This window comes from Duganella sacchari (assembly GCF_900143065.1).
In the GTDB taxonomy this organism is placed as follows: Bacteria; Pseudomonadota; Gammaproteobacteria; order Burkholderiales; family Burkholderiaceae_D; genus Rugamonas; species Rugamonas sacchari.
This window is the reverse complement of the sequence record NZ_FRCX01000005.1, coordinates 94,794-108,016: the sequence shown is the minus strand read 5'-3', so window position 1 is coordinate 108,016 and position 13,223 is coordinate 94,794. Positions and strand designations below refer to the sequence as shown.

Sequence of the window (13,223 nt, the reverse complement as noted above, 5' to 3'; positions counted from 1 at the left end):
GTAAAGCGATGGTGCGCTGCAAAGTCAGGCATGCTGCGGGATGGCATGACCGAATGCTGCGGCGCATCACAGAATCTGCTTGACTGCACCAAAACGGGGCGGAGCATGGCTTTCCTGCCAAGTAAAAAATGCGGTATTGTGCAGGTCACACAGGCGGCGTGAGGATGGGGATGCGGAGCGTAAAAATGGCCGCGGCAGCAAGCATGATGATGGCTGCTGCCTGGGCATGGGCTGCGGCGCCGGTAAAGACACTGCACTATATTTTGCCGGCCGCGGAAGCCAGCTTTGATCCGGCATTGGGGCGGGATCTGTACACCGGCCACATCACCGAAGCAATCTTTGAAACCCTGTACACCTACGACTATCTGGCCCGCCCGGTCCAGCTGGCGCCAGAAACGGCCGCTGCCTTGCCGGAAGTGGCCGCCGATGGCAAAACCTATCTGATCCGCCTGAAGCCGGGGACGTATTTCACGCCGGATCCCGCCTTCCACGGCCAACCGCGTGAGCTGACCGTGGCCGATTACGTCTATGCGTGGAAGCGCCTGTTCGATCCGCGCCTGGCGTCGCCGAACGCCTGGCTGCTGGAAGGGAAGGTGCTGGGCCTCGACGCACTGGCCGAGCAGGCCCGCCAGACCGGCCGCTTCAACTACGATGCGCCGGTGGCCGGGCTGGAAATCATCGATCCCTACACCTTGCGGATTCACCTGACGCGCACCGACTTCAACCTTGGCATGATACTGGCCTATGCGCCGCTGGCGGCGGTCGCGCGCGAGGTCGTGGACCTGTATGGCGACAGCAAGGGTGAAGTGGCGGGGCATCCGGTCGGCACCGGCGTTTACAAGCTGGGCCAGTGGATACGCGGCAGCCGGATTGTGCTCGAAGAGAATACCGGGCACCGCGCTGAAGTGTGGGACTTCCACGGCGACGCCGTGATCGAGCGGCAGATGAAGGGCAAGAAGATCCCGCAGATCGGCCGCATCGAGATCAGCGTGCAGCTCGAGGACCAGTCGCGCTGGCTGTCGTTCACGAGCGGCGAGGCGGACCTGTTCTGGCTGGACGGCCCGCTGGCGCCGAAAGCGCTGGTCGATGGCAAGCTGCGGCCCGAGCTGGCCGAGCGCGGCATCCAGCTGTCGCGGATTGTCGATCCGGGGCTCAGCTATTACTACTGGAATATGCGTGATCCGGTCGTCGGCGGCTTCAGCAAGGAGAAGATCGCGCTGCGCTGCGCCGCGCCATCGCCATGGCGCACGATGTGGACGAGGAAATCCGCCTGGTGCACAACGGCGAAGCGCAGCGTCTGACGTTTCCGATTCCGTCCGGCGTGGCGGGGCATGATCCCGCTTACCAGCCGCTGCTGCGCTATGATCCGGTGCTGGCCAACCAGCTGCTGGACCGGTATGGCTACAGGAAGGGCGCCGATGGCTGGCGCATGCAGCCGGATGGCAAGCCGCTGGTCATCAGCTACACCTCGCGCAACGAAGCCAATGGCGTGCTGATGGCCGAGCTGTGGCGCAAGACGTACCAGCGCATCGGCATCCGCATGGACAACCCGCGCATGATTTTCAGCGACATCCAGCGGGCCGAAATGCTGTGCAAGATCCAGACCCGTACCTACGAGTGGCTGGCTGATTATCCCGATGGCGACAATTTCATGCAGCTGTTTTACGGCGGGAATATCGGCCAGAACAACAACGGCTGCTACCAGGACCCGCAGTTCGACGCCTGGTACGAAGCCAGCCACGGCATGCCGCCCGGCCCGCAGCGCGATGCGCTGTACCGCAAGATGGCGCGTCAGCTGGAAGTGCAGGCGGCGGTCATGCCGGCTTTCTCGCGCTACCGGAATATGTTGGCGCAGCCGCGTGTGCTGGGGTATAAAAAGCATCCCATCCTGCATCAGGAATGGAAGTACATCGATATCAAGGACTGAGACAAGATGCTGGCCTATATAGTTCGCCGCCTGTGGCAAATGCTGCCGACCATGCTGGGCGTGGTGCTGCTGGTGTTTGTGCTGTTTAACTGGGTGGGCGGCGATCCGGCTTATATCCTGGCCGGCAAGATGGCCAATGCCGAGAGCATCGCCAACATCCGTCGGCAGCTTGGTGTCGACCAGCCCTACCATGTGCAGCTGTGGATTTTCGTCAGGCAGATCGTGACCTTCGACTTTGGCGCGAGCTGGGCGACCAGCGAGCCGGTGTCCAACATCATCGCGACCCGGCTGGGACCTTCGCTGACGGTGCTGATTCCGTTGACGCTGCTGGAGACGCTGATCGGCGTTGCGCTGGCGCTGGCCGTCGCGTTTGTGCGCGGCTCGCTGACGGACCGCCTGGTGATGATGGCCTGCACGGTGGGCATGTCGGTCAGCATCCTGGTGTACATCATCGCGTTTCAGTATGGACTGGCATACCAGCTGGGCTGGTTTCCGGTGCAGGGCTGGAGCGACCATTTCGCCGAGAACCTGCTGCGCTATTCGGCCTTGCCGGTGCTGATCGGCCTGGCGGTATCGGTGGCGCCGACCTTGCGCCTGTTCCGCAGTTTTGTGCTGGACGAGGTGGGACAGGATTATGTACGTACCGCGCGCGCCAAGGGACTGGGCGAGCGGCGCGTGATGTGGGTGCACGTGCTGCGCAATGCGGCGATTCCGATTCTGACGTATGTGATGTCGAACCTGCCGGCCTTGCTGATCGGCGCGTTTTTGCTGGAGCGTTTCTTTGGCATTCCGGGCATTGGTCGCGAGGTGATCCTGGCCGTGGAGCGCAGCGACTTCCCGGTAATCAAGGCGATCACGGTGTACGTGGCGGCGGCAACCATGGTGTTTAATCTGCTGACAGATCTGCTGTATCAGGCCGTCGATCCACGGGTGAAGCTCGCATGAGGGCGCAAGGCTTGTGGGCGCTGGCATGGCGCAGATTGCGCGCGGACCGGGTGGCGATGGCGTCACTGGCAGTGGTGCTGGCCTTCCTGGTGATGGTGGTGCTGTCGGCCTCGGGCCTGATTGTCGCGGACTGGGAACAGGAAGTGGGGGTGAGTTATGCGCCGCCGGGATTTGCCGACGCGCCAGCCGTCGGCACGGCTGTCACGCCGGCCGCGCCGCCGCAGGCCTTGCCGGACAACGTCTTCGACCCGATCGCTGACGACATCCGCGCACTGCGCGCGCAGCTGGCGGCACCGCAGGGCCATGGCGGTACAGCACCCGGCGCAGTGGAGATGTATGGCGTCATCGATCCGCTCGCGGACGACCTGGCGGCGTTGCGGGCGCAAGCGGGCGAGGGCCAGGGCAAGGGCGGTGCAGCAGCTGACGGCGGGCGCCGCGCGACCCTGCCGTTCGGCGCCGACAAGTGGGGCCATGACATCATCAGGAAAACCGTCAAGGGCGGCGAGACCTCGATTGTCGTCGGCCTGGTGGCTGCGTTGCTGGCGGTTGGCCTGGGCACCCTGTTTGGCGCGCTGTCCGGTTATTGCGGCGGCGTGGTGGATGATCTGTTCAACTGGTTCTACAGCATCTTCACCGCCATCCCGTCGGTGCTCATGATACTGGCCGTGGCGGCGGTGTTGCAGCAGAAGGGCGTGCTGACGATGGTACTGATACTCGGCCTTACCGGCTGGACCGGTCCGTACCGGCTGATCCGCGCCGAGTACATCAAGCACAAGACGCGCGAATATGTGCTTGCCGCTGATGCCATCGGCGCCTCGCACTGGCGCAGGATGTTTGGCCACATCTTCCCCAACGTCAGCCATGTGGCGCTGGTGCAAATGTCGATCCTGGTGGTGGGCTTTATCAAGGCGGAGGTCATCCTGAGCTTCCTGGGCTTTGGCGTGCCAGTGGGCGTGGTGTCGTGGGGCAGCATGCTGAACGAAGCGCAGAATGAACTGATCCTCGGCCGCTGGTGGCAACTGACGGCCGCCGCCATCGCCATGGCCTTGCTGGTGACGGCGTTCTCGCTGTTCACCGATGCCTTGCGCGACGCACTCGATCCCAAGGTGAAGCAATGAACCTGCTTGAAGTCCGCCAGTTGCGCGTTGCGTTCCGCCTCGACCGCAAGAGCACGGCGGAAGCCGTCAAAGGCATCTCTTTTGATGTGCCGCGCAATGCCACTGTGGCGCTGGTCGGCGAATCCGGCAGCGGCAAGTCGGTCAGCTCGCTGGCGGTGATGGGGCTGCTCGACGCGGCGGCCGTCGTCAGTGCGGACAGCAGCATCCGGTTCGATGGCCGCGAGCTGCTGGCGCTGAACAGCAAGCAGCGACGCGCCCTCTGCGGCAAGGACATCGCCATGATTTTCCAGGAGCCGATGTCGTCGCTGAACCCGGTCTTCACCGTGGGCGCGCAGATTGCCGAGGTGCTCATGCTGCACCTGCGGATGAGCCGCGCGCAGGCGCGCCGCCGGACGCTGGAACTGCTGGAGGAGGTTGGCATCCCGGATCCGGCGCTGAGGATCGCCGCTTATCCTGGCGAGCTGTCCGGTGGCCAGCAGCAGCGCGTGATGATTGCCATGGCCATTGCCTGCGAACCCCGGCTGCTGATCGCCGACGAGCCCACCACCGCGCTCGACGTCACGATACAACAGCAGATCATGGAGCTCATCGCACGGCTGCAAAAGCGTCGTGCCATGTCGGTGCTGTTCATTACGCATGACCTCGGGCTGGTGGCGCAGATTGCCGACCACGTCATCGTCATGCGCCATGGCAAGGTGCGTGAAGCCGGACCGGCGCAGCAAGTCCTCAACCAGCCCGCCGATGCCTACACGCGCGCGCTGCTGCATTGCCGGCCGACGCTGGATGCGCGCCCGCACCGCTTGCCGGTGATTGCCGACTATCAGACGGGAATTCCTGCGGAGCCGGACGGCATCGCCAGCATGGACTCCCGTGTGCGCAAGAGCGACGGCAAGCCGCTGCTGGAAGTGCGCAACCTCAGCAAGAGCTTCTATCTGCGCGAAGGCTGGTTCGGCCAGCGCGAAATCAAGGCCGTCAAGGATGTCTCCTTCACGCTGGCGCGCGGCCAGACGCTGGGCGTGGTGGGGGAATCCGGCTCGGGCAAGACCACGGTCGGCCTGACGCTGCTGCGGCTGCATCAGGCCAGTGGCGGCAGCGCCATGTTCGACGGCCGCGACCTGCTCAGCATGTCCGCGCGCGAATTCCAGGCCTACAAGCGCCGCATCCAGATCATCTTCCAGAACCCGTATGCCTCGCTTAACCCGCGCTTCACGGTGGGCGACATCCTGCTGGAACCGCTGCGCATTCACCGCATCGGCGCCGACAACCGCGCGCGCGCAGCCATGGCCCATGCGCTGCTGGACAAGGTTGGATTGCCCGCATCGGCCTACACCCGCTACCCGCATGAGTTTTCCGGTGGCCAGCGGCAGCGCATTGCCATCGCGCGCTGCCTGACCCTGCAGCCGGAAATTCTGGTGTGCGACGAATCGGTTTCCGCGCTGGACGTGTCGGTGCAGGCGCAGGTGCTCAATCTTTTGCGGGATTTACAGGATGAGCTGGGCCTGTCATACATCTTCATCTCGCACGACCTGTCGGTGGTGAAATACATGGCCGACCAGGTCATGGTGATGCGGCAGGGCGCGGTGGTGGAACTGGCCGACGCAGACGCGCTGTACCGCAACCCGCAACAGCCCTACACGCGGGCGCTGCTGGCGGCGATCCCCGGCCACGGTTAAGCGATTTTTAAGTTAAGATATCCGTATGGCGAATTTAATCCTCCTGCTGCAAGAATATGGCGTCCTGATCGTGTTCGGGGTGGTGCTGGTCGAGCAGATCGGCTTGCCGATTCCTGCCTTTCCTATCCTGATTGTGGCGGGCGCCATGTCGATCGACGGCGACACCCATTGGCCGGCCGTGCTGGCCGTCAGCATGATCGCCTGTCTCATCAGCGACTATTTCTGGTTCCGCGCCGGTCAGTATTACGGCAAGCGCATCCTCAAGCTGCTGTGCAAGATTTCGCTGTCGCCCGATTACTGCGTGAGCCAGACCGAGGACAATTTCAACCGCTGGGGACCGAAAGCGCTCATCGTCGCCAAGTTCATCCCGGGCTTTAACACCATTGCACCGCCGCTGGCTGGCGCCATGGGCACGCGTGGCGGCACCTTCCTTGGTTTTAGTTTGCTGGGCGGCTTGCTGTGGAGCGGCGCCGGCATCGCGCTGGGCGCCTTCTTCCACACCAGCGTCGATCAGCTGCTCGACATCCTGAGCACCATGGGAACCACCGCGCTGATCGTGCTGGGCGTGCTGTTGGCCCTGTTCGTTGCGTTTAAATATGTGGAGCGCAAACGCTTCCGCCAGTCGGTGGAAATCGAGCGCATCACGATCGATGGCTTCAAGCAGCTGCTGGAGCAGGGCACGGAGCCCATCCTGATCGACGCCCGCAGCGCTACCGCGCAAATGCTGGACCCGGCCGTGCCTGGCGCGTTGCTGTTCAATGGTGGCGAGCTTAATCCGGATGCCCTGGGGCTGGACAAGGGCCGCCACATTATTGTGTACTGCAGTTGCCCGAACGATGTGACCGCCGCCCATGTGGCCAAGGGACTCATCAGCCAAGGCTACCATCGCGCCCGGCCGCTGCATGGCGGGCTGGACGCCTGGAATGCCGCCTTCCGCGCACCACGCGACACGCTGGCCGAAGACAACACCGCTTCCGCATAACAGAGTGCGCCGCCTATCTGCGGCGCTTTTTTTACGGCATATTGGAATCGATTCCAATTGGCTTGTGGTAGTCATACTACGGAAAAAATATCTCTGAATGCAAAGTTATGTAGCAAACTGTACTAAAACTACAAACATCTCTTGCTTGTGATAGCAAAAATACTTTAAGCTTAAGTTTCAACTCATTTCGATCCATCATGACTGCTCAATCCGTACAAACGCCTCCCTCCCTGACCACGGTTTTTCCTGGTGGCCCGCGTCTGCTGGCGGATATCGGCGGCACGAATGCGCGCTTTGCGCTGGAAACCGCTCCGGGCAGGATTGAAGCGATCGAAGTGCTGGCGTGTGCCGCCTATCCAACCTTGGCCGCCGCCCTGGTTGCGTATCTGGCCTCGCCAACCGTAGCCCAGGCCGGCGTCACCGGCATCCGGAATGGCGCGATTGCGATTGCCAATCCGGTCACCGGCGACATGGTGCGCATGACGAACCACCACTGGGCATTCTCGATTGAGGCGCTGCGCCGCGAAGTCAACTTTGACACACTGGTAGTGGTCAATGACTTCACCGCGCTGGCCAGCTCGTTGCCGCAGCTGTCGGCAACGCAAAAACACCAGGTCGGTGGCGGCGCCGGCGTGCCGGGCACGCCGCTGGGCCTGATCGGCGCCGGCACAGGCCTGGGCGTTTCGGGCCTGATTCCGGGCAAGGACGGCTGGACTGCGCTGCTGAGCGAGGGCGGTCACGTGACTTTCTCGCCCGCCAATCCGACCGAAGTCGCCATCCTGCAATATGCCTGGAAAGAATTCGAGCATGTGTCGGCGGAGCGTCTGATGTCCGGCGCCGGCATCGAACTGATCTACCGCGCGCTGGCCGACCATGGCGACCTGCCGGCGGAAAAACTCAGCGCCGCCGACATCTCGCGCCGCGCCCTGGCGGGCGAATGCTCGCTGTGTGACGAGGTGATCGAAGCCTTCTGCTGCATGCTGGGCACGATTGCCGGCAATATCGCCGTTACGCTGGGCGCGCAGGGCGGCATCTATATTGGCGGCGGCATCGTGCCCAAACTGGGCGAACGCTTCGACCGTTCCGGCTTCCGCGCCCGCTTTGAAGCCAAGGGCCGTTTCAATAAATACCTGGCCGCGGTACCGACCTGGGTCATCACGGCGGAATACCCGGCGTTCGTTGGTGTTTCAGCAATCTTGTCGGAAAGACTTGCCTCTGTGTAAGCTCAATTACATTTCGATGCGGTCGAAATGCGCGTTTCGGCGTTTTATCAGGTACAATTCGCGTTGTTGTATGAAACGTCTGGCTTCCTGCCCACGTTTCACGTAGAAAGCAGCGGTTACGGCCGTTGCCGGCATGTCCCTCTCTCCCGCCGGGTACGCATAGGCCTTGGCGTCGGAAAAGCAGCTTCAGCGAGTCCTCCCGCCAGCCTCACTGAATGTGATTGATTTCTTTCGATTTTGCTTATGGATAATCTTGAGGCTAAAAAAGTCCTCGAAACCGCCTTGCTATGCGCTCGTGAGCCGTTATCGATCCACAGTCTGAAAAAGCTGTTTGTCGAACTGGACGACCAGGACCGGCCGCGCGGCCTCGGCATAGGCGCCGATACGATCAAGGAATTGCTGGAAGAATTGCGGTCCGACTGGGCTGGCAAGGGTGTGGAAGTCATCAGCCTGTCGACCGGCTGGCGCTTTCAGAGCCGGCCCGAGATGAAGCTGTATCTCGACCGCCTGAATCCGGAAAAACCACCCAGGTATTCGCGGGCGACGCTGGAAACGCTGGCCATTATTGCCTATCGCCAGCCCGTTACCCGGGGGGATATTGAAGAAATACGCGGCGTTGCCGTGAATTCGCAGACGATCAAGATGCTGGAAGACCGTGGCTGGGTAGATGCCATCGGCTATCGGGATGTCGTCGGGCGCCCGGCTTTGCTGGGAACCACCAAGCAGTTTTTGGATGATCTGGGCTTGAATTCGCTGTCCCAGCTGCCGCCTTTGCAGCAAATCAGTGATGGGCAAAACGCCATGGAAACACTGGAGGCGGCCCTGCAAGAGAATTTTGAAAAAGCGGCGCAAGAAAGCGCTGTGCCAGAACCCGGCCCTGCGCCAGATTTAACGGTTGACGCTGAGCACAACCAAGAAACGAATAATGAACAATCCTAATACCTCTGAGACAGTCAACGACGCGGCAGCGGCCGAAGTTGTCGCCAAGCCTAAACGTCGCACCAAAGCGCAAATCGAAGCCGACAAGGCGGCGGCTGCTGCCGCAGGCGAGGCGCCTGCCGTCAAGCCTAAGCGCAAGACCAAGGCGGAAGCCGACGCCGCCGCAGATGCGCCGGCGCCAGTGAAGACGCCGCGCGCCAGGAAGGCCGATGCCGCCGAAGCCGTTGCTGACGGTGCGGAGCCAGCTGCCAAGCCAGTCAAGCCGCGCGCCAAAAAAGCTGCTTCGGTCGCCGAGACCGCTGTCGCTGCTGAAGCGCCAGCGTCCGCCGCACCGGTGGGCGAAGCATCTGCGGCGCCAGCCGAAGCGGGCGAGCGTGCCGAGCGCCAGCGCCCACGTGGTCCGCGCCAGATGCGCGCCCAGCGCGCGCTGCGTGAGGCATCGATGCCGCCCCGTGTGGAGCCGGTCGTTGCAGAAGGTGTGGTATCGGAAGAGGGTGCCCCGGCAGCTGCGCCGCAGGAGGCCAAGCCGCGCCAGGAGCGCGCCGAGCGTCCTAATAATAACCAGCGCAATGGCAAACGTGGTAAGAATGGCAAGCCGCGTAACGGCCAGCAGGCTGGTGGCGCCAAAGGCAATGATGCAGACGCTGCATTCTCTTACGTCACGTCGGACGCGTTTGACAGCGATGAGGGCAAGTCCCGCCATCAGCAAAAAACCGTGCGTCGCGACCTGACGGCGGAAGACGATGCGCCTAAGCTGCACAAAATCCTGGCGGAATCCGGTCTGGGTTCGCGCCGCGATATGGAAGAGCTGATCCTGGCTGGCCGCGTGTCGGTCAACGGCGAGCCAGCCCACACCGGCCAGCGCATCCTGCCGACTGATGCGGTACGTATCAACGGCAAGCTGATTCAGCGCCGTGTCAGCAAGAAGCCGCCACGCGTGCTGATTTACCACAAGCCAGCCGGTGAGATCGTCTCGATGGATGATCCGGATGGCCGTCCGTCGGTGTTTGAGCGCCTGCCGACCATGAAGGCCGGCAAATGGCTGGCCGTTGGCCGCCTGGACTTCAACACCGAAGGTTTGCTGCTGTTCACCACGTCCGGTGACCTGGCCAACCGCCTGATGCACCCGCGCTACGGCATCGACCGGGAGTACGCCGTGCGTACGCTGGGCGAGCTGGAAGAGGGCATGCGTCAGAAGCTGCTGGCCGGGGTCGAGCTGGAAGACGGCATGGCGCAGTTCTCGAAAATCGCTGACGGTGGTGGCGAGGGCATCAACAAGTGGTACCGCGTAATCATCGGCGAAGGCCGTAACCGCGAGGTGCGCCGCATGTTCGAGGCGATCGGCCTGACCGTGTCGCGCCTGATCCGTACCCGCTACGGCGCCATGACCCTGCCAAGCAGCCTGAAACGTGGCCGCTGGGAAGAGATGGAGGAAAACGCCGTGCGCGCGCTGATGGCGGCCTATAGCATCGAGAAAAAAGTCGCTCAGCCTGCGGCCGGCAAGACGCCGCAGCAAGCCAAGCCAGCCCAGAACAAGGGGCCGGAAAAGCGTCAGCGTAACGGCAGCAACCGCGACCAGCACGCCGAGCGCGGCAATCGCCGCGAAGAGCGCGACTACTACGATGATGACGAGGACGATGAAAACGAGCCTAACTTCAATCGTGCCGACCTGAGCAACGCCAACGCGCTGCCATTCGCCAAACCTGCGCGCGGCAATGGCCGTGGTCAGGGCGGGTTTGGTGGCAATGGCGGCAACGCTGGTGGCAATGGCAACCGTGGCGGCAAGGGCCGTGGTCAAGGCCAGGGTCAGGGCGGCCAGGCATCCGGTCGTCCGGGTGGTCGCCCGCAAGGCATTGGTGCTTACGCCGGTGGTCGTCCGCTGGGCGAGGCGCCAGCTCCGCGCGCGCAAGGTCAGGGCAACCGCAGCCAGGGTGGGCAAGGGCAGGGTCAAGGCCAGGGGCGTGGTCAGCAATCCAAGGGCCCAAGTCGTGGTCCGCGCCAGCCAGATCCGCTGCAAACCACGTTTGGTTTCGGTGCGACTGGCGGTCAGCCACGCCGTGGCCAGCCGCCGCGTGGTGGTGCCGTAGACCACGGTATGCCGCGCCGCCGCAAGGGCTAAAACACGCTCTTCGCCTTGTTGTTTGCCTGCCATGTCGCCTGTGCGGCATTGCAGCGCAAACCATATAAGGTTATAATATCCAGCCTAGTAGAGGTTCTGCACAGGTTAATTCCGATGCAGCCTTTCATCTGGCTAGGTGTTTTAAGAAGATGGGCAGATGCCCATTTTTTTTTTGTTGAACCGTTTTAAACGGCTTGTTGTGCACCACATTAACAGGCCTTGAACTGGAGAATTTTCTTGCAGCTGCCGGAATTAATTGAAAAGACCGTCGCCGGTCTGGGCTATGAGCTGGTTGATGTCGAACGGGCCGAGCGTGGACTGCTGCGCGTGTTTATCGATTTCAGCGCAGAAGATGCCGAAGAAAAAGGTCCGATTACCGTGGAGGATTGTGCCACGGTGAGCCATCAGCTGTCGCACCTGTTGACGGTCGAGAACATTCCTTATGAGCGTCTTGAAATCTCGTCGCCAGGGCTGGACCGTCCGCTGCGCAAGCTGTCGGATTTTGCACGTTTTGCCGGTTGCGAAGTAGTGATTAAACTGCGCGCAGCCATGCCGGGTACGAACAACCGGAAATCGTTCACGGGCGTCCTGCTGGCGCCTGAAGGCGAAAATTTGTCGTTGGAATTTGAAAGCAATGAAGGTCCGGCGCAGTTGGATTTCACACTCGCCGATGTGGATAAGGCACGCTTGGTGCCGCAGGTGGATTTTAAGGGACGCAAAGCATGAGTCGCGAAGTTTTGTTATTGGTAGACGCGCTGGCGCGTGAAAAGAACGTCGATAAAGATGTGGTTTTCGGTGCACTGGAGTTCGCGTTGGCGCAAGCCACGAAGAAACGTTATGAGGGTGAAGTAGACATCCGCGTTTCGATCGACCGCGAGTCGGGTGAGTTCGAATCCTTCCGTCGCTGGCACGTGGTGCCTGACGAAGCCGGCCTGCAACTGCCAGACCAGGAAATCCTGCACTTCGAAGCCAAGGAACAGATTGCCGACATCGAAGTGGACGACCACATCGAAGAGCCGATCGAGTCCGTGGAATTCGGCCGCCGCTTTGCCCAAGACACCAAGCAGGTCGTGCTGCAGCGCGTGCGTGACGCCGAGCGCGAACAGATCCTGGCCGACTTCCTGGAACGCGGCGACTCGCTGGTCACCGGCACCATCAAGCGCATGGAGCGCGGCGATGCCATCGTTGAATCCGGCAAGATCGAAGCCCGTCTGCCACGCGACCAGATGATCCCGAAAGAGAATCTGCGTATCGGCGACCGCGTACGTGCCTACATCCTGCGCGTTGACCGCAATATGCGCGGCCCGCAAGTGATCCTGTCGCGCACCGCGCCAGAGTTCATCATGAAGCTGTTCGAACTGGAAGTGCCAGAGATCGAGCAAGGCATGCTGGAAATTAAATCGGCCGCCCGCGACGCTGGCGTGCGCGCCAAGATCGCCGTGTTCACCGCTGACAAGCGTATCGATCCGATCGGTACCTGCGTGGGCATGCGCGGTTCGCGCGTGCAGGCGGTCACCGGCGAGCTGGGTGGCGAGCGTGTCGACATCGTCCTGTGGTCGGAAGATCCGGCGCAGTTCGTGATCGGCGCACTGGCCCCGGCCAACGTGTCCTCGATCGTCGTCGACGAAGAGAAGCACGCGATGGACGTGGTGGTGGACGAAGAGAATCTGGCCATCGCCATCGGCCGCTCGGGCCAGAACGTACGCCTGGCGTCCGATCTGACCGGCTGGAAAATCAACATCATGACGGCCGAGGAATCGGCCGACAAGGCAGCCCAGGAAACCGCCGCGATTCGCGCGCTGTTCATGGAAAAACTGGACGTCGACCAGGAAGTGGCCGACATCCTGGTGGAAGAAGGCTTTGCCAGCCTGGAAGAAATCGCTTACGTGCCGATCTCCGAAATGCTGGAAATCGAATCGTTTGACGAAGATACCGTCAACGAACTGCGCACCCGCGCCCGTGACGCCCTGGTCACCGAAGCCATCGCTTCGGAAGAAGGCCTGGAAGGCATGGACGAGGCGCTGGTCGGTCTGGAAGGCATGGACCGCATCACCGCCGGCAAGCTGGGCCTGGCTGGTATCAAAACGGTAGAAGCGTTTGCCGGCCTGGCTTACGACGAATTTGGCGCCATCCTGGCGTTGTCGTCGGACCGCGCACGCGCACTGATTACGAGTGAATTTGAAGATGTGACCGACGATGAGATGAAGTTGGTTGACGCGAAATATGACGACCGCGCCAAAGGCTTGCAAGCCAAGGCCTGGAGTCTGGCTGAATCCGCAAAGGCTTAATTTGAGTAT

The 13,223-nt window shown here is 62.0% G+C and carries 11 protein-coding genes; all 11 read left to right on the top strand.

From position 1 onward, the window contains the following. The first annotated feature begins 185 nt into the window (after positions 1–185). The 11 genes from BUA36_RS31535 to nusA all read left to right on the top strand — a co-directional run bounded on the left by BUA36_RS31535 (position 186) and on the right by nusA (position 13,214). The gene (locus BUA36_RS31535) at positions 186–1,301 is read left to right on the top strand and encodes an ABC transporter substrate-binding protein (RefSeq protein ID WP_307188232.1); all 1,116 of its coding nucleotides are present in this window, start codon (positions 186–188) and stop codon (positions 1,299–1,301) included. Beyond that, positions 1,253–1,927, top strand: coding sequence for an ABC transporter substrate-binding protein (locus BUA36_RS31530; protein WP_307188231.1), 675 nt, complete (start codon positions 1,253–1,255; stop codon positions 1,925–1,927). Before BUA36_RS31535 ends, BUA36_RS31530 begins: the two co-directional genes overlap by 49 nt. A gap of 6 nt (positions 1,928–1,933) precedes the next feature. Next, complete coding sequence (locus BUA36_RS12100) at positions 1,934–2,872, top strand: ABC transporter permease (protein ID WP_072784810.1); 939 nt, start codon at positions 1,934–1,936, stop codon at positions 2,870–2,872. Continuing rightward, positions 2,869–3,990, top strand: coding sequence for an ABC transporter permease (locus BUA36_RS12095; RefSeq protein WP_072784808.1), 1,122 nt, complete (start codon positions 2,869–2,871; stop codon positions 3,988–3,990). The genes BUA36_RS12100 and BUA36_RS12095 overlap by 4 nt, the downstream gene beginning before the upstream one ends. Then, positions 3,987–5,663 (top strand): ABC transporter ATP-binding protein, encoded by a 1,677-nt coding sequence (locus BUA36_RS12090; protein ID WP_072784806.1) that lies wholly within the window; start codon positions 3,987–3,989, stop codon positions 5,661–5,663. Before BUA36_RS12095 ends, BUA36_RS12090 begins: the two co-directional genes overlap by 4 nt. 25 nt (positions 5,664–5,688) lie before the next feature. Then, positions 5,689–6,645, top strand: a complete 957-nt coding sequence (locus BUA36_RS12085) for a VTT domain-containing protein (protein WP_072784804.1) — start codon at positions 5,689–5,691, stop codon at positions 6,643–6,645. A gap of 197 nt (positions 6,646–6,842) precedes the next feature. Further along, on the top strand, positions 6,843–7,868 hold the full coding sequence (locus BUA36_RS12080) for a glucokinase (protein WP_072784802.1): 1,026 nt from the start codon (positions 6,843–6,845) through the stop codon (positions 7,866–7,868). 243 nt (positions 7,869–8,111) lie between these two features. Beyond that, positions 8,112–8,807 carry an SMC-Scp complex subunit ScpB gene (gene scpB, locus BUA36_RS12075; RefSeq protein WP_072784800.1) on the top strand — a complete coding sequence of 232 codons (696 nt, stop codon included), beginning with the start codon at positions 8,112–8,114 and terminating at the stop codon, positions 8,805–8,807. Continuing rightward, positions 8,794–10,926: a pseudouridine synthase gene (locus BUA36_RS12070; protein WP_072784798.1), complete on the top strand. Its 2,133-nt coding sequence runs from the start codon at positions 8,794–8,796 to the stop codon at positions 10,924–10,926. Before scpB ends, BUA36_RS12070 begins: the two co-directional genes overlap by 14 nt. Before the next feature lie 237 nt (positions 10,927–11,163). Next, the gene (gene rimP, locus BUA36_RS12065; protein WP_072784796.1) at positions 11,164–11,652 is read left to right on the top strand and encodes a ribosome maturation factor RimP; all 489 of its coding nucleotides are present in this window, start codon (positions 11,164–11,166) and stop codon (positions 11,650–11,652) included. After that, positions 11,649–13,214, top strand: a complete 1,566-nt coding sequence (nusA, locus tag BUA36_RS12060; RefSeq protein WP_072784794.1) for a transcription termination factor NusA — start codon at positions 11,649–11,651, stop codon at positions 13,212–13,214. Before rimP ends, nusA begins: the two co-directional genes overlap by 4 nt. Positions 13,215–13,223 lie beyond the last annotated feature (9 nt).